Origin of the sequence: Streptomyces caeni (assembly GCF_042678285.1) — a bacterium.
Classification (GTDB): domain Bacteria; phylum Actinomycetota; class Actinomycetes; order Streptomycetales; family Streptomycetaceae; genus Streptomyces; species Streptomyces caeni.
The window spans coordinates 1-14,481 of the sequence record NZ_JBHUDX010000105.1 but is presented as its reverse complement, the minus strand read 5'-3'; the positions used below and the strand labels follow the sequence as shown (position 1 = coordinate 14,481).

The following is a 14,481-nucleotide window of genomic DNA, read 5'->3' as shown; positions in this document are numbered from 1 at the left end:
TGGCCGGAGAGTTGCGGGGCGGTCAAGGCCGGCGGGCCTGCCGGCGTGCGGTACGGGGTGCCGTGCAGGATGCCAGGAGCGCGGCGGCGAGGGAGACGACGGCCAGGAGGCAGAAGAGCCGTCCGTAGCCGCCGAGGGGTGCGGCGAGGGCGGCTCCGGCGAACGGGGCCAGGGCCGCGGCGATGGTGGCCGGTGCCGCGAGCAGCCCGGAGAGGCGTCCGTAGTGGGCGGTGCCCCATCGGTCGGTGACGGCGGTGGCCTGGAGCAGGGTGAGGTTGCCGCGTACCGTACCGGCCGCGACGGACACGGCGATGAGCAGAGAGTACGGGCCTGGTACGGCGGCGAACCCGGCAGTGGTGAACCCGCCGAGCGCGACGAGGGCCGTCGTGCGCGTGGTCGCCGCGGTGCGGCGGGCGAGGGTGGCGTACAAGGTGCGGCCGAGCGTCTGGCCGAGGCCGCCGAGGCCGAGTGCCCATGCCGCTTGACCGGTGGTGTAGCCGCGTTCGAGGAGGAGCGGAACAAGGGAGACGACGACGGCGTACATCGCGAAGGCCGACAGGGTGAAGGCCGCGGCGAGCAGCAGGAACGGCCGGCTGCGCCCGGCCTCGGCCCCGCCTGCGGCCGCGTGCGCGGGGCCGGTCGGGGCCTTGGGCCAGGGGGCGCGCAGCGCCAGGGCGTGGGCCGGGACGGTGACGACGGCGAGGACGGCGGCCAGCACGAGGTAGGTGTGACGCCACGACAGATGGTCGGCGAGCAGGGCCGTCAGGGGTGCGAAGACGGTGGAGGCCAGGCCGCCGGCGAGGGTGACGATCGTCAGGGGCCGGACGTGGTGGGGTGCCCACCAGCGGGTCAGGGCGGCGAACGCGGGCTGGTAGAAGGTGGAGGCCATCGCCAGGCCGGTCAGGGCCCAAGCGGCGAAGAACACCGGCAGACCGGGGGCCGTGGCCACGATGAGCAGACCGGCGGTGCCGAGGGCCGAGCCGATCGTCATCACGGCGCGTGGACCACGCCGGTCGAGGATACGCCCGATGCGGAGGCCGGCGATCGCGGAGACGACGAGGCCGAGCGAGAACGCCGCGGTGGTCGCCCCGGCCGGCCAGCCGGTCGCCCGGCTGATCTGCGGGTTGAGGACGGGGAACGCGTAGTACAGGATCCCCCAGCCCACGATCTGCGTGGCGCACAGGGCGGGCAGGGCGGCGCGGGGCCGCGACCGGTCCTGCGACCCGGTCGCGGCCCCGCGCGCGGAAGTGCCGAGCCCGCTCACGCGCTGCAGCAGCCGCCCGCCGGAGCCTCCTCGGCACCGGCCGTGGCGGTGACCGCGGCCGGTGCGCCGAGCTGGACGAGCTGCGGCGCGGGAGCGCAGCAGCCTCCACCCGAGGTGTCGGCCTCCGACTCGTCGAAGAGTCCGGCCCCGCCGCACACGCCGGTCTCGGGCAGGATGAGTTCGACGCGGTCGGCGGCCTCCAGGTCTCCGGCGACGGCGGCGACGACGGAGCGGACCTGCTCATAGCCGGTCATGGCCAGGAAGGTCGGGGCGCGGCCGTAGGACTTCATGCCGACCACGTAGAAATCCTGTTCGGGGTGCGAGAGTTCGCGGTGGCCGTGTGGATAGACCGTGCCGCAGGAATGCTGGTTGGGGTCGATCAGCGGTGCCAGGGCGACGGGGGCCTGGAGGCGCTCGTCCAGGTTCAGGCGGACCTCGGACAGGAAGGACAGGTCGGGCCGGAATCCGGTCAGCACGATCACCTCGTCCACCGGCTCCAGCCGCCGGCCGTCCTCGCCCGCGAGCACCAGACGTCCGTCAGCGCGGCGTTCGATCGTCTCGGCGCGGAAGCCGGTGACCGCGTCGGCGTGGCCCTCGTCGACGGCGGCCTTCGCCGCCAGGCCCAGGGCCCCGCGGGCGGGCAGCTGGTCGGCCGTGCCGCCGCCGAAGGTGGAGCCGGAGATGCCACGGCGCAGGACCCACAGCGCCTTGGAGCCGGCACCGTCGTCTGACTTGGCCAGCTCGGCGAGGTGGACGAGCGCGGTGAACGCGGAGGCGCCGGAGCCGATCACGGCCGTGCGCCTGCCCACGTACCGGGCGCGGACGGCCGGGTCCTCGAGGTCGGGGATGCGGTAGGTGATGTGGTCGGCCGCGGCCTTCTCGCCGAGCGCGGGCAGCCCGTCGGCGCCCGCCGGGGACGGCGTGGTCCAGGTGCCGGAGGCGTCGATGACGGCGCGGGCGACGATCCGCTCCTCGCGGCCGTCGGCATCGCTGATGTGGACGACGAAGGGCTGGGCCTCGCGGTCGGCGTCGACGATCCGGTCGCGGCCGGCCCGGGAGACACCGGTGACCGTGGCACCCAGGCGTACGCGGTCGCCGAGGGCGTCGGCGAGCGGCTGCAGGTACTGCTCGGCCCAGTCACCGCCCGAGGGGTAGGCCGCAGGGTCGGGGCGTGTCCAGCCGGTCGGGGCGAGCAGCTTCTCGGCGGCAGGGTCGACCACTTCGGCCCAGGTGGAGAAGAGCCGTACGTGCGACCACTCGCGCACGGTGGTGCCGGCGGCGGGGCCCGCTTCCAGGACGAGCGGGGTGAGGCCGCGGTCGACGAGGTGGGCGGCGGCGGCCAGACCGGCCGGTCCGGCTCCGATCACGACGACGGGCAATTCGGCGGTGGGCGCGTTCACAGCGACTCCTTGGGTGTTTCGACGTCTGTCGATGGCTGCCCGGTCAGCATGCCAGGCTGTTTCGATGTACGTCAACATAGATAGATATCGAATTAGGATCGGATCGGTGGCTGCTGTGACGGGTCCCCACCGCCTGTGCGGGCCCGTGCGGACCGGCTGGCCACCGCCCTCCGCACCGGGGCCGGTGGCCGGTACGGCATGTGCCGCCGCCCCGGTGGCCGGCCCCTCCGCTGTTCCGACCGCAGCCCGCGGGCCTGTCCGGCGGATCTTGCCGGACAGGCCCCCGCTCCCGAGGAGGGCTCAGCGCTTGAGCGTGAAGGTGAAGCCGCCGGAGAGCGTGCCGCTCAGCCGGACCGCCGAAACGAGCTTCCCCTCCGTGATCAGTCTCTCCGTCTCGGCACGCGAAAGACCGCAGCCTTCAGCGATCAGTCGCACCGGCCGGACAGGGATCCGCGCCGCGAAGCGGACCGAGACGTCGATCACCTCGCGGTCCAGGTGATCCGATCCGCCGGTGTCGAGGCGCCAGGCGCTGTCCCAGTCGAGGGCGATGCGATTGCGGCGCCGGACGACCGGATCCTGGAGCAGCTCAGCCGTCAGGCCAAAGTCGTTGTCATGCAGTCGGTCCAGCAGCTCAGGTCGTACGGAGCGCACGTTCATGCGCTCCAGGACCGTGAGCTTTGCGGTTTCCCCGCAAGCGGTGCAGAGCGCGAGGAGCCAGGCGTCGATGAGCTTGTGGTGTGCGTTGACGCGAAATCTACCGCTTGCCCGGAAGCGCTCGGACGCGCACGCGTGGCAACGGCGGACGACGAGCGGCAGGCAGGTGGGCACGACCACCCAGGTATTGAGCACAGAAGTACACCGGTTTCAGTGAGAAGTCCGCAGCAGGAAGGAGCGCGGCGCACATGCGCGACGCGCGACGATTCAGCGCTCGGGAGGTCTCACAGGGTGTACAACGGCATGTCCCTTGACCAGACGACTTGGTTCGGCAGCACGGTAATGGCGGTGCAGGGCGCTGTTCCAGTGGGTTTCCAGCCGCCGTCGAGCCGGGGCAGCGGGCCCGACGGGATGGCGTCCCGCCGGGTGGTGCAGCCCATCAACGGGCCGGAACTCGGAGGTCACGCCGGGCACTTCGACCGGCTGGGGCGCTCCCGGCCCCTGACCGGGCTGCTTTGTGTACCGCGCCAACGGGGGAGAGCATCGCGAGCCGGGTACCGGAGGGCGAAGCGCGTGATCTCTCACACCACCTCGCGGTCACCTCGCGGGACGCGACCCCCGATGGACTCAGTGGAGGCAGAGGCAGAACGGATGGCCGGCCGGGTCCGCGTAGATCCGCCAGTTGGCCCCGCGCCGGAGCTGGTCCGTCCGCTCCAGCACCCTCGCACCGAGGGCGAGCGCCCGCTTCTCCTCTCCGTCGAGGTCGTCCACGTCGAAGTCCAGGTGGAGTTGCTGCGGGCGCTCCTGGCCGGGCCATTCGGGCGGTCGGTAGCCGTCCACCCGCTGGCAGGCCAGCGGCGTCCCCTCGAACCCGTGCACCTCGACCCAGTCGGGATCCTCCGGGTGCGCGACTACCCGGCCACCGAGCAGATCCGCGTAGAACTCCGCAAGCCGTACCGGATCAGCGCAGTCCAGCGCGACCGCCTGCAGTCTTCGAATCACTTCCGACGCCCCTCGCTCTTCGGCCGCTTCCGCGACGCCCCGTACGGGAGGGGACGTACCCGCCACCGTGCCGGGCATGCCCGGCAACCCGTGCGGCAGCCTTCCGGCTGGAGACGCACAAGCGGCTCGCCCGGGCGACTGGCCGCAGTGTTTTGCCCCGCCCGCGCCGGACGGACGGCACAGGCACTGCGCCCGTGGTTCGACGCTCAGGTGGCGGCCGACCGCGTCGACGGGCAACACCTCGCCGAGGGCTCACCGCCCGCAGACCGGCGGGCTGCCGCCCTGGCCGCCTGAGCCTTCGACGGTCCCGTCGTCATGAGAGCCCGGGCCCGGGTGCGCCATCTCCTGCAACCATCTCCTGCAACCCGCCGCCGACGCCTACGGCACCGACGAAGTGGACCGACACATGACCGCCTGGCCGACTGCCCGCCCGGACTTCGAGCCGAGACACGACGGCCCGGCCCGAGCTCAGTGGGACGCGCTCATCCCCGGCTGAGCCGGTGTGGCGGCGACACGTCGAGGGTCACCCGGCCCGACCGGCTCTCCCGCTCCGCGCTTGGGTGATGTCCGGCATGCCGTCCGTGCCGGCCGAACTCCAGCGTGAGCCCGGGGTGCCGAGCCGCCCGGCGCCGGCCGCCCGTCTCGCCGTACCGGCCGCGCCAACCACCACCCGCCTTGTTCGATGTATGTCAACATAGACGTATGTCTAAGCCGAGGGCGCTGCTGCTCGAGACCACCGACGGCCGGGCCGTGGTGCCGTGCCGCCCGCCGCTGACCGAGCGCCCGGTGACCGCCGAGGCGGCGGCCGCGCGGATGTTCGAGGCGCTCGGCGACCCGGTGCGCCTGTGGCTGTTCTCCGCCGTGCCCTCGCATGAGGGCGGCGGGGCGTGCGTGTGCGGAATCTCCGACGTCGGCGTCTCGCAGCCCACGGTCTCCCACCACCTGAAGACGTCGAGGGAGGGCGGGTTGTTCACCTCTGAGCGGCGCGGCACCCGGGTGTACCACCGGGTCCGCCCGTCCGTGCTCGCGGCGACGGGCACGCTGCTGACACTGCCGGCCGTGGCATGACCCACAGCACGAAGAGGGAGAGGGAGCCGCAGGTGAACAGCGCAGCCGTGAGCGCGGTGATCGTGCCGCTGACCGCCGAGCACGCCGAGCGGGTACTGGCGATCTATCAGGTCGGCATCGACGAGGGCAACGCCACCTTCGAGACCAGCGCGCCCACCTGGGAGACGTTCGCCGCATCGAAACCGGCCGGGCACCGCTTCGCCGCTCTGGACGAGGACGGAGCCGTGCTCGGCTGGGTCGCGGCGACCAGGGTCTCCGACCGGTGCGCTTACGCCGGCGTGGTCGAGCACTCCGTCTACGTCGATCCCGCCGCCCGTGGCCGGGGGGTGGCCTCGGCCCTGCTGAAGGCACTGATCGACTCCACCGAGCGGGCCGGGATCTGGACCATCCAGTCCGGGATCTTCCCGGAGAACACCGCCAGTCTCGCGGTTCACCGGCGCGCGGGATTCCGCGTCATCGGGAGGCGTGAGCGCATCGGGCGCCACCACGGTGTCTGGCGTGACGTCCTCCTCGTCGAGCGCCGGAGCCCCGCCATCACCTAGCCGATCGGCTGCCGTCTTCGGCGGCGCCTCGCAGGAGCCGTGCGATGTCGTGGGCGGCGTCGCGGGCCGGCCGTCCGACGCCGATGAGGGTGGCGGAGGCAGGACCGGTCCAGTCGCCGTAACCGAGCAGATGCAGCCGCGGCTCACCGAGGGCGCGCGTGCCGTGAGTGGCGACGTGCCCGCGCGGGCCGCGCAGGTTCAGCGGGGCGAGGTGGGCCAGGGCCGCGCGGAAGCCGGTGCACCAGATGACCGTGTCCACGCTGTCGCGGGTGCCGTCGGTCCACCGGACACCGTCGGCGGTGAGCCGGGAGAACATGGGTTTGGTGTGAAGGAGCCCGGCGTCGCGTGCGGCGCGGACGGGCGGCACGGCCACGATGTCACCGAGCGAGGCCACCCCGCCGGTGTCGCCGTCTCCGGCGTCCAGGGCGCGGCGGCGGGCGGTGGCGACGGCGAACAGGGCACGGCCGTCGATGCCGTCGGCCAGGAAGCGCGGTGGGCGGTGCGTCGCCCATGTCACCTCGATGCCGTCGGCGAGGGCGAGGTCGGCGGCGATCTGCGCGCCGGAGTTCCCGCCGCCGACCACGATGACATGCTGCCCGGTGAAGTCGGCCGGGCGGCGGTAGTTCACCGTGTGCAGTTGCCGCCCGGTGAACACCCCGCGGCCGGGGACGGCGGGAAGGAAGGGGCGCGACCAGGTGCCGGTGGCGCTGACCACCGCCCGTGCCCGCCAGGTGCCGCCGTCTGCCTCGACCAGGAGCCGGTCGCCGTCGCGGCGTACGGCGTCGACGCGCGTGCCGTGCCGGACGGGCAGCTCGTAGCGCTTCTCGTAGTCGGTGAGGTAGCCGACCACGTGCCCGGCGCCGGGGTACGGCACGCCGGGCTGGGCGGGCATGAGCCGCCCCGGCAGGGAGGAGTGGTCGGCCGGCGAGAACAGACGCAGCGACTCCCACATGTGCTGCCAGGCTCCGCCCGGGGCCGGGTCGGCGTCCAGGACGACGTGGTCGAGGCCCTGGCGGCGCAGATGGTAGCCGGCGGCGAGTCCTGCCTGGCCGCCGCCGACGACCACCACATCCACGTGCTGGGTCATGAAGCCGGCCGCGCGGCCGTGAACTTCCTCCGCCAGGCCAGGGAGACGTAGACCAGCGCGACGAGGACGGGCACCTCGATGAGGGGGCCGACGACGCCGGAGAGGGCCTGGCCGGAGGTGACGCCGAAGGTGGCGATGGCCACCGCGATGGCGAGCTCGAAGTTGTTGCCGGCGGCGGTGAACGCCAGGGTCGCCGTGCGGTCGTAGGCCAGGCCGATCGCCTTGCCCAGGGCGAAGACGCCGAACCACATCACCGCGAAGTAGGCCAGCAGGGGGAGCGCGATCCTCGCGACGTCCCACGGCTGCGAGGTGATCGTCTTCCCCTGCAGGGCGAAGAGGATGACGATCGTGAACAGCAGCCCGTACAGCGCCCACGGCCCGATCTTCGGCAGGAACGCGGACTCGTACGTCTCCCGGCCCAGTCTCCGCTCCCCGATGCGGCGGGTGAGGAACCCGGCCAGCAGGGGGATGCCGAGGAAGATGACGACGTTCAGGGCGATCTTCCCCATGGAGATGTCGAGGTGGTCGCCGTCGCCGAGGCCCAGCCAGCCGGGCAGCAGGTCGAGGTAGAACCAGCCCAGCAGGCCGAAGGCGATGACCTGGAAGATCGAGTTGAGGGCGACCAGGACGGCGGCGGCCTCGCGGTCGCCGCAGGCGAGGTCGTTCCAGATGATGACCATGGCGATGCAGCGGGCCAGGCCGACGATGATCAGGCCGGTGCGGTACGCGGGCAGGTCCGGCAGGAAGGTCCAGGCGAGGCCGAACATCACCGCGGGCCCGATGAGCCAGTTGATGACCAGAGACGACACCATGAGTTTTCTGTCGCCGGTGACTGCGTCGAGGCGGTCGTAGCGGACCTTGGCCAGGACCGGGTACATCATGATCAGCAGGCCGATGGCGATCGGCAGGGAGATGCCGCCGATCTCCACCTCGGCCAGGACGCCGTTCAGGCCGGGGACGGCCCTGCCGAGTCCGAGGCCGACGGCCATGGCGGCGAGGATCCATACGGCCAGGTAGCGGTCGAGTGTGGACAGCTTGGCGACGACCGAGGCGTCCTCGGCGGCGGTCCCGGCTGGTTCGGTACGGGTCACGGGCAGGCCCTCTTGGTGTCGGTGTTGGCGCGGGCGGTTTCGGCGAGGGCGGTGAACCGGCCGGCGAGCGTCTCGATGACCTCGGGCCTGAGCCGGTAGTAGGTGAACCGGCCGCACGGCTCGGTCTCCACCACTCCGGCCTCGCGCAGCACCTTCAGATGGTTGGACAGGTTCGTCTGCTTGGCGCCCGTCTCCTCCACCAGGTGCGTGGTGCACAGCGTCTCGCGGGCCAGCAGGGTCACGATCTGCAGCCTGAGCGGGTCGGCCAGGACCCGGATCAGTTCAGTGTCGACTGACGTCAGCATGGGCTGATACTCTCACATCACCCAGGACTGATACCAGTCCGGGCTGACCTGTAGGCCCGTCGGAAGGGTCTTCCCGTGTCCGTCTCACCGCCCGTGCTGCCCGACGAGCGCCTGGCCGCCGGCACAGCCCGGCTCGCCACCCTGCACGCAGGCCGCTTCTCCGTGGAGACAGTCCAGGGCATGCTCGCCGACTCCTACCGGCGACTTGCCGAGACCGCCTCCGTGACCGTGCACCTGGTCGTGCTGGCCGAACGCTTCACCGCCGAGCGCCTCGACGCCCTCGCCCGCGTCCGGAACACGCCGGGTTCAAGACCGCCCCGGGTCCTGTTCGTGTGCAGCCACAACGCCGGGCGTTCCCAGCTCGCCGCCGCGCTGCTGAAGCACCGGGCGGCGGGCCGCGTCGCGGTCTCCTCCGCGGGAACCCACCCGGGCCCCGCCGTCGAGCCGTACGTCGTGCAGGCGCTGACCGAGGCGGGCGCCGACCCGGCCGCCGCGTTCCCCAAGCCGCTGACCGACGAGGTCGTCCAGGCCGCCGACATCGTCATCACCATGGGCTGCGGGGATGCCTGCCCGATCGTGCCCGGCCGCCGCTACCTGGACTGGCCCGTGGCCGACCCCGAGGGCGCCCCGATCGATGTCGTCCGCCGGATCCGCGACGACCTCGACGCCCGCATCACCGATCTGCTCGCCGGCCTGCCGGACGCCTGACCCCCCGCACCGCCTGCCACCACTTCGTGAAGGAAGAACGCATGTCCTCCGCTCCGCTCGCCTCCGTGCTGTTCGTCTGTGTTCACAACGCCGGCCGCTCGCAGATGGCCGCAGGATTCCTCGGCCACCTCGCCGGCGACCGCATCGAGGTCCGCTCCGCCGGCTCCCTCCCCGGCGACCGGGTCAACCCGGCCGCCGTCGAGGCGATGAGGGAAGTCGGCATCGACATCGCCGGTCAGAAGCCGAAGATCCTCACCACCGAGGCCGTCCAGGCGTCCGACTACGTCATCACCATGGGCTGCGGCGACGCCTGCCCGGTCTTCCCCGGCAAGAAGTACCTCGACTGGGCCCTGGAGGACCCGGCGGGCAAGGGCGTCGAGTCGGTCCGCCCCATCCGCGACGAGATCAGGACCCGCATCGAGGTCCTCATCGCCGAGATCGACGCCGAGCGGCAAGCGTGAGGCGATGACGCCCCGGGCGAGGCGCGCGAGCCCCTCGCCGTCGGCCTCCGGTCCCGCCGGCTGCACCGTGGCCCCCACACCACCCGCGGCCGGCTCGGACCACCGGCCGCCGCGCAGGCCGGAGACCGCCACGGTCCTTTCACCTGGCGCTCGGCGAGGCGGTGAACGGACGGGGTGGCCACTTCAGCGGCTGCCCGGATCCCCTCGCCGACTGCCTGAGGGGTACCTTCGGCCGCATCGTCCCCGCGACCCTGCCGTGGCGGGACACCGCGACTGCGCGCAGGCACCTGCCTCGCGTCCTGACGCCGGCCGGCCGTACGACCTGTTCGCCGACGGGCTGGATGTCCTGGCCGAGGGCGGGATGCGGGTCCACCCCGACGTGACCCGCGATCAGCCTCGCCTCGGCAGCGGCACTCGGGGCGGCTCGATCCCCCCGTCTCCCAGAGGCCGGGGATACGAGGCAAGCGGTGGCCGGCTGGCGGTTGGGCACCGGGAGATTCGCGAGGGGACCGGATGCGGGCGGCCGAGCGGTTCACCGGCGGCGGTCCGGGCTCGCTGATCGCCCGGGATGCGCGGGTGAGCGTCCGGTCGGCTCAGGGATGGAGACGGGCCCGGGAAAGGGGCGCCGCACCAACCCGGTTGCGTCTGGTCGCCGCGGCCGGACCCCGGCCGCGGCGTCAGGCCGATACCAGGGCGACGGNAGCCACCGTCTCGGCGATGCCGACGCGTCGGGGGCTGGGATTGCGCCGCGGCAGAACGGCCGCGCGGACCAGGTATCCGGTGAAGGGCACGGCGTACAGGGGGGCCAGCCATGCGGCCGCCACCAGCGCTAGGACGTGGAAAGCGACCGATGCGGACAGCATGCGCCGGTTGCCTCGCTCTCGGATGGTCGTTCTGACGAAGAGCAGTGACCCGGTGAAATAGAGGAGTGTCACCAGGAACGTACCGGTGACCTGCCGGGGAGCCACACCCCCGGCCACGGCGACGACGGGCAGAATGAGCGTCGCCGCCACGACCGAGACCAGGCCGTTGGCCAGGGCACGGTCCCGCCGGGCCGAGGCGAAGAGCCCGTTGACCACGAGTACCACGGCGAAGACCGGCGCGAAGAGCAGAAGCCGCGGCCGGGCGACGAGCACCGTGCCCCCGGCCGCCAGTGTGACGCTCCCGTAAAGGACGAGTTGGGCACCGACCCGGCCGGGACGGTGTGTCTTGACTGCCAGCAGAGCGAAGTAGGACAGCATGTAGCCGCCCACCCAGGCGAGGAGGAGCGGGAGCTGTACCCACGAGAAGCCCACGGTGATCAGGCCGGCGACATAGGGGACCAGCAGCATGGCCCAGGCGCCGTGTTGAGGCGGAATCCAGCGGCCGCGCCGCCGGGCCGGGGCGGGGCGGGGGGCGCCGGCCCGGCGGGTCGCACGAGTTCTATCGGCCGAGGCGGACACGCCGATCATCACCCTTGGAGATCTCGCTGCCGAGGCGGGTGAGCAATCCGTCGAGCACCTTCTGTGCCTGGGACTCGTCGAAGTCCTCACCGAGCCGCTTGTGCATGCCGTCGTCGCTGAGCGGGCGGTGCACCGTCGGCGCCACGCCGTGGAGGGCAAGGCGGTTGCGTGCGCACCGCCGGACGTGACGGAGCCCGTAGAAACGAAAGTCATTGTTTCTACTAATCAGGACTGTAACATAATAGGGGGATGCGGGGGTTACGGGCCGGTCGGCGGGGTGCGACGACGCGCCGTGTGTCACCTTGCGGGCTGCTGGTGACTGCGTCTACCGCGGTGTGGCGCTGGTCTGGGAGATCGATGTCACCGGCCTGGGTGCGGAGGCTGTGGGCCGGCATGTGCCTGCACATGGAGTTGCTCACCTTGCCCACCTCGGAGTGCCGAGGCTGCGGAGGGAGGCGGTGAGATTCGGCAGGTCGGTCAGAAGGCGGGATGGCCGTGCGCACGTCGGTCACCTGGTGCGTCACGGGTGATTTCTGTGCGCACCGGCCACACCCGTGGACCGCTCTACCGCTGGGTGTAGATAAAGCCGATCTTGTCGACTTCGCTGCCGGAGCGGCCGTGGAATCCGGCTATCTGCCAGCCGGCCGGCGCCGTGCGGGTGACGCAGTCGGAGGTCGTCGTGCCGCCGGCCAGGGTGTTGCCGAGGTTCGTCGTGAACTCGGCGTAGAAGACCCTGGTCCGGCCGTCTTTCTGGCCTTGGCACAGACGGGCGGTCGTCAGGTACTCGCCGCTGCCCAGGGTGAGCGAGGACGCGGTGCCGCCGGTGCCGCCGTGGGCGAGGGCGGTGCCGCCGGCCAGGGTGATGCTCATCTGATCGACGCGGGAGCCGGAGCGCAGGGCGACGGTGGTGGCGCGGGTGCCGGCCGGGACGGTGCCGATGTCGGTGAAGTAGTCGCCGTGCGGCCCGCCGAACTGGTCGCTGAGCCGGAAGGCGGCGTTGCGCGACCAGGAGAAGCCGACGGCGATCGGGTCGTGGTCGGAGAGCATGAGCCCGTCGCCGGTGAGGAACCCGGCGTGTTCGTTGGCGTAGGAGGTGGCGTTCAGCGAGACGAGCTTGCTGCCCCGGTAGAGGACCTTGTCGACGACCTCGCAGGTATTGGGCACGGTCGCCCCGGACTGGTCGCAGACGAGCGCGTCGCTGCCCTTGGCGGGCGGGGTGCCGCCGCGGATCAGCCGGACCCAGGCGTCCGTGAGGCCGTTGGCGGCGGCGAATTCGGCGATGGTGTCGCCGGTTCGGGTGTAGCGGGTATTGGTGTCGCCCATGACGACGACCGCGTTTCCCGCCGAGTGCGTCGCGATGAAGTCGGTGAGCTGACGGAGGTTGTCCGCGCGGGAGGCGAGGTCGCCGTCGTTGGTCCCGGCGTTGGTGTGCACGTTGTAGAAGTCGACGTAGACCCCCTCGGCGAGCCGCTCGCGCATGAAGGTGAAGCCCTTGGGGGTCAGGCAGTCGCCCGAGTCCCACTGGCAGGAGTTCCAGCGCACCCGCTCGAAGTCGTCCACGTCGTAGGGGATCTTGGACAGCGTGTTGAGCCCGCTGCCGATGCCGGCTCCGCCACTGGTGGGGGTGCGGTAGGAGTGGGCGGTGTCGGAGGCGTAGAGGTAGGCGTGGTAGTTGAAGTCCTCCTGGACGTGGACGATGTCGTACGGTGCGATCCGCTGGCCGATCGCCGTGGTGCTGGAGTCGCGGGGCGTCGGCGCGCTGGAGAGGCTCTCGGGCAGGCCCGCGATGTTGTAGCTGAGTACGCCGAAGGCACCGGAGTCGGCGGCCGCTGCGGAGGGGGTGGCCGCCGTGAGTCCGCCGAGGGTGGCGGCCGCCGCCGCAAGGCAGGCGAGGATTCTGCGCATGGGGAGTGTCTCCTGGGGAGGGAAAGCGGTTGCGGTGGGAACGGAGCAGAAGTTACCGCCGGTTACCCCGCGCTTGTCGAGGGTTTGGACGTTCTTTCCGGGAACTGCCGGCGGCGCGCGGGCGGTTGGGCACTCACCGCGGACCGCTTCACGTGTGTCGGGCAGGTGGTCGGGGCGGCTCCCGCGGTCGGCACCGAACGGTCGGTGCGTGACGCGCCCGGCAGCCGGCCGGTGGATGGGCCGGCCCGCCCGATCCGTGCCGTGCTCGCCCGTTGGCCCCCGGCGAGCATCTGCTGCTGGTCGAGGCGCACCACATCGCGGTCGACGGCTGGTGGTGGCGCATCCTGCTGGACGAACGCACCGCCGGATACCGCGGTGAGCGGGTCGCCGCCCCCGCCGCGCAGTACGCCGACCCGGCAGGGCCCAGGCCGAACGCCCATTGCGGCAAGCGGCTGGAGCGCCTCCTGCGCCACCGGCGTGACCGGCTGACCGGCATCACCCCGCTGGAGCTGGACGACGTCGCCGGCGCCGCCCGCCATACGCTTCATGCTCCTGCTCGCCGCCTGCCAGGTGCTTCTCGGCCACGGGGCGGGCCGGTGAACGCCGCGTCGGCGGTGTGGAAGCGGGCCGCCGCCATGGGTGCGGTGCCGGTGCCGCCCGCCTCGACGGACCGGTCGCCTGGAGGCGGCGGCCTTGGCGTTTGCGGTGTAGGCGTCCCGCCCGACGCGGGTGACCTCGAAAGGGCTCACCTCCGTGGGCGGCGGCCGCTGCGTGCCGCGGTTCGCTGCGTGCGGTGGTCACGGCCGGGTCCTTCCCGCTGGTGCCTGAGGCCGGATGCCCGTGGGCCGCGCACCGGGAGGCCGGCGGGGTGCGACGGGGACCGGCCGTCCTCGCGCGGGCTGTGGCGGCGAGTTGCCGCGACGAGTCGCCCCACCGGGTGTGTTGCCGGCGGGTGTGCGGAGGGCAAGCCGGCCGCAGGGGAGCAGAGGCCGTGCGAATCCATACCCCGGTGGGTACCCGGGTGGGGACGAGCGGCCCATGTCTGGCGCTCGTCCGCGGCACCACAGTGGGGGCATGGGCACACACCTGGTGATTCTCGGTGGCGGCGCCGCCGGCACGATGACGGCGAACCGCCTGCAGCGCACATACCATGACCGGGATTTCCGGATCACCGTCGTCGACCAGGACGACGACCACATCTACCAGCCTGGCCTGTTGTTCGTACCGTTCGGGCTGGCCCAGCCGCACCACCTCGTCCGCTCCCGCCCGCGGCAGCTGAACGCCGCCGTCGACTACAAGCAGGCCCGGATCGAACGGGTCGACCTGAACGAGCGGACGGTGCACCTCGCCGGCGGCATCAGGCTGAGCTACGACGTCCTCGTCGTCGCCACCGGCGCCCGGTTGCTGCCGGAGGAGACGGAGGGGCTGACCGGGCCCGGCTGGGGGGAGAACGTCTTCACCTTCTACGACCTGCCCGGCGCCATCGGTCTGCACCGTGCGCTGGAGCGCTTCGACGGCGGCCGGATCGTGGTCGACGTGGCCGACCTGCCCA

The 14,481-nt window shown here is 72.3% G+C and carries 15 protein-coding genes; 5 read left to right on the top strand and 10 right to left on the bottom strand.

Going from position 1 to position 14,481, the window contains the following annotated elements:
• Nucleotides 1-22 precede the first annotated feature (22 nt).
• The 4 genes from ACFSL4_RS32710 to ACFSL4_RS32695 form a co-directional block, all read right to left on the bottom strand.
• Nucleotides 23-1,117 carry an MFS transporter gene (locus ACFSL4_RS32710; RefSeq protein WP_381091162.1) on the bottom strand — a complete coding sequence of 365 codons (1,095 nt, stop codon included), beginning with the start codon at nt 1,115-1,117 and terminating at the stop codon, nt 23-25.
• Nucleotides 1,118-1,260: 143 nt separating this feature from the next.
• A complete protein-coding gene (locus ACFSL4_RS32705; protein WP_381091090.1) occupies nt 1,261-2,664 on the bottom strand; it encodes an FAD-dependent oxidoreductase in 1,404 nt (467 codons plus the stop codon).
• Between the two features lie 300 nt (nt 2,665-2,964).
• Complete coding sequence (locus ACFSL4_RS32700) at nt 2,965-3,513, bottom strand: DUF1062 domain-containing protein (RefSeq protein WP_381091088.1); 549 nt, start codon at nt 3,511-3,513, stop codon at nt 2,965-2,967.
• Between the two features lie 432 nt (nt 3,514-3,945).
• Nucleotides 3,946-4,320 carry a VOC family protein gene (locus ACFSL4_RS32695; protein ID WP_381091086.1) on the bottom strand — a complete coding sequence of 125 codons (375 nt, stop codon included), beginning with the start codon at nt 4,318-4,320 and terminating at the stop codon, nt 3,946-3,948.
• Between the two features lie 702 nt (nt 4,321-5,022).
• On the opposite strand from ACFSL4_RS32695, the gene ACFSL4_RS32690 reads away from it, so the two are divergent.
• Complete coding sequence (locus ACFSL4_RS32690; protein ID WP_381091085.1) at nt 5,023-5,388, top strand: metalloregulator ArsR/SmtB family transcription factor; 366 nt, start codon at nt 5,023-5,025, stop codon at nt 5,386-5,388.
• Between the two features lie 32 nt (nt 5,389-5,420).
• Nucleotides 5,421-5,930: a GNAT family N-acetyltransferase gene (locus ACFSL4_RS32685; RefSeq protein ID WP_381091083.1), complete on the top strand. Its 510-nt coding sequence runs from the start codon at nt 5,421-5,423 to the stop codon at nt 5,928-5,930.
• On the opposite strand, the gene ACFSL4_RS32680 is transcribed toward ACFSL4_RS32685, so the two are convergent.
• Genes ACFSL4_RS32680 through ACFSL4_RS32670 form a run of 3 tightly spaced genes read right to left on the bottom strand, consistent with a single transcriptional unit; the run spans nt 5,923 to nt 8,413 of the window.
• Entirely contained in the window at nt 5,923-7,017 is a 1,095-nt protein-coding gene (locus tag ACFSL4_RS32680) for an ArsO family NAD(P)H-dependent flavin-containing monooxygenase (RefSeq protein WP_381091081.1), read from the bottom strand. The two genes, ACFSL4_RS32685 and ACFSL4_RS32680, sit on opposite strands and share 8 nt — an antisense overlap.
• Nucleotides 7,014-8,108: an ACR3 family arsenite efflux transporter gene (gene arsB, locus ACFSL4_RS32675; protein ID WP_381091079.1), complete on the bottom strand. Its 1,095-nt coding sequence runs from the start codon at nt 8,106-8,108 to the stop codon at nt 7,014-7,016. Before arsB ends, ACFSL4_RS32680 begins: the two co-directional genes overlap by 4 nt.
• A complete protein-coding gene (locus tag ACFSL4_RS32670) occupies nt 8,105-8,413 on the bottom strand; it encodes an ArsR/SmtB family transcription factor (RefSeq protein ID WP_381091077.1) in 309 nt (102 codons plus the stop codon). Before ACFSL4_RS32670 ends, arsB begins: the two co-directional genes overlap by 4 nt.
• Nucleotides 8,414-8,488: 75 nt before the next feature.
• Between ACFSL4_RS32670 and ACFSL4_RS32665 the strand changes: the two genes are divergently transcribed.
• Both ACFSL4_RS32665 and ACFSL4_RS32660 read left to right on the top strand, forming a co-directional pair.
• Nucleotides 8,489-9,121: an arsenate-mycothiol transferase ArsC gene (locus tag ACFSL4_RS32665; protein ID WP_381091076.1), complete on the top strand. Its 633-nt coding sequence runs from the start codon at nt 8,489-8,491 to the stop codon at nt 9,119-9,121.
• Nucleotides 9,122-9,162: 41 nt separating this feature from the next.
• Nucleotides 9,163-9,582, top strand: coding sequence for an arsenate reductase ArsC (locus tag ACFSL4_RS32660; protein WP_381091074.1), 420 nt, complete (start codon nt 9,163-9,165; stop codon nt 9,580-9,582).
• 677 nt (nt 9,583-10,259) lie between these two features.
• Here ACFSL4_RS32660 and ACFSL4_RS32655 read toward each other — a convergent pair.
• The 3 genes from ACFSL4_RS32655 to ACFSL4_RS32645 all read right to left on the bottom strand — a co-directional run bounded on the left by ACFSL4_RS32655 (nt 10,260) and on the right by ACFSL4_RS32645 (nt 12,929).
• Nucleotides 10,260-11,033, bottom strand: coding sequence for a YwiC-like family protein (locus tag ACFSL4_RS32655; RefSeq protein ID WP_381091072.1), 774 nt, complete (start codon nt 11,031-11,033; stop codon nt 10,260-10,262).
• Complete coding sequence (locus tag ACFSL4_RS32650) at nt 11,005-11,169, bottom strand: hypothetical protein (protein ID WP_381091070.1); 165 nt, start codon at nt 11,167-11,169, stop codon at nt 11,005-11,007. Before ACFSL4_RS32650 ends, ACFSL4_RS32655 begins: the two co-directional genes overlap by 29 nt.
• Before the next feature lie 419 nt (nt 11,170-11,588).
• Entirely contained in the window at nt 11,589-12,929 is a 1,341-nt protein-coding gene (locus ACFSL4_RS32645) for a jacalin-like lectin (RefSeq protein ID WP_381091069.1), read from the bottom strand.
• A 1,074-nt stretch (nt 12,930-14,003) separates the two neighbouring features.
• Between ACFSL4_RS32645 and ACFSL4_RS32640 the strand changes: the two genes are divergently transcribed.
• A partial coding sequence (locus ACFSL4_RS32640) for an FAD-dependent oxidoreductase (protein ID WP_381091067.1) occupies nt 14,004-14,481 on the top strand: 478 nt, incomplete at its 3' end.

Bases quoted from the DNA above. Each gene is read 5' to 3' on its own strand.
- ACFSL4_RS32690 (WP_381091085.1), top strand. From the start codon at position 5,023: ATGTCTAAGCCGAGGGCGCTGCTGCTCGAGACCACCGACGGCCGGGCC.
- ACFSL4_RS32660 (WP_381091074.1), top strand. From the start codon at position 9,163: ATGTCCTCCGCTCCGCTCGCCTCCGTGCTGTTCGTCTGTGTTCACAAC.
- ACFSL4_RS32645 (WP_381091069.1), bottom strand. From the start codon at position 12,929: ATGCGCAGAATCCTCGCCTGCCTTGCGGCGGCGGCCGCCACCCTCGGC.
- ACFSL4_RS32680 (WP_381091081.1), bottom strand. From the start codon at position 7,017: ATGACCCAGCACGTGGATGTGGTGGTCGTCGGCGGCGGCCAGGCAGGA.
- ACFSL4_RS32670 (WP_381091077.1), bottom strand. From the start codon at position 8,413: ATGCTGACGTCAGTCGACACTGAACTGATCCGGGTCCTGGCCGACCCG.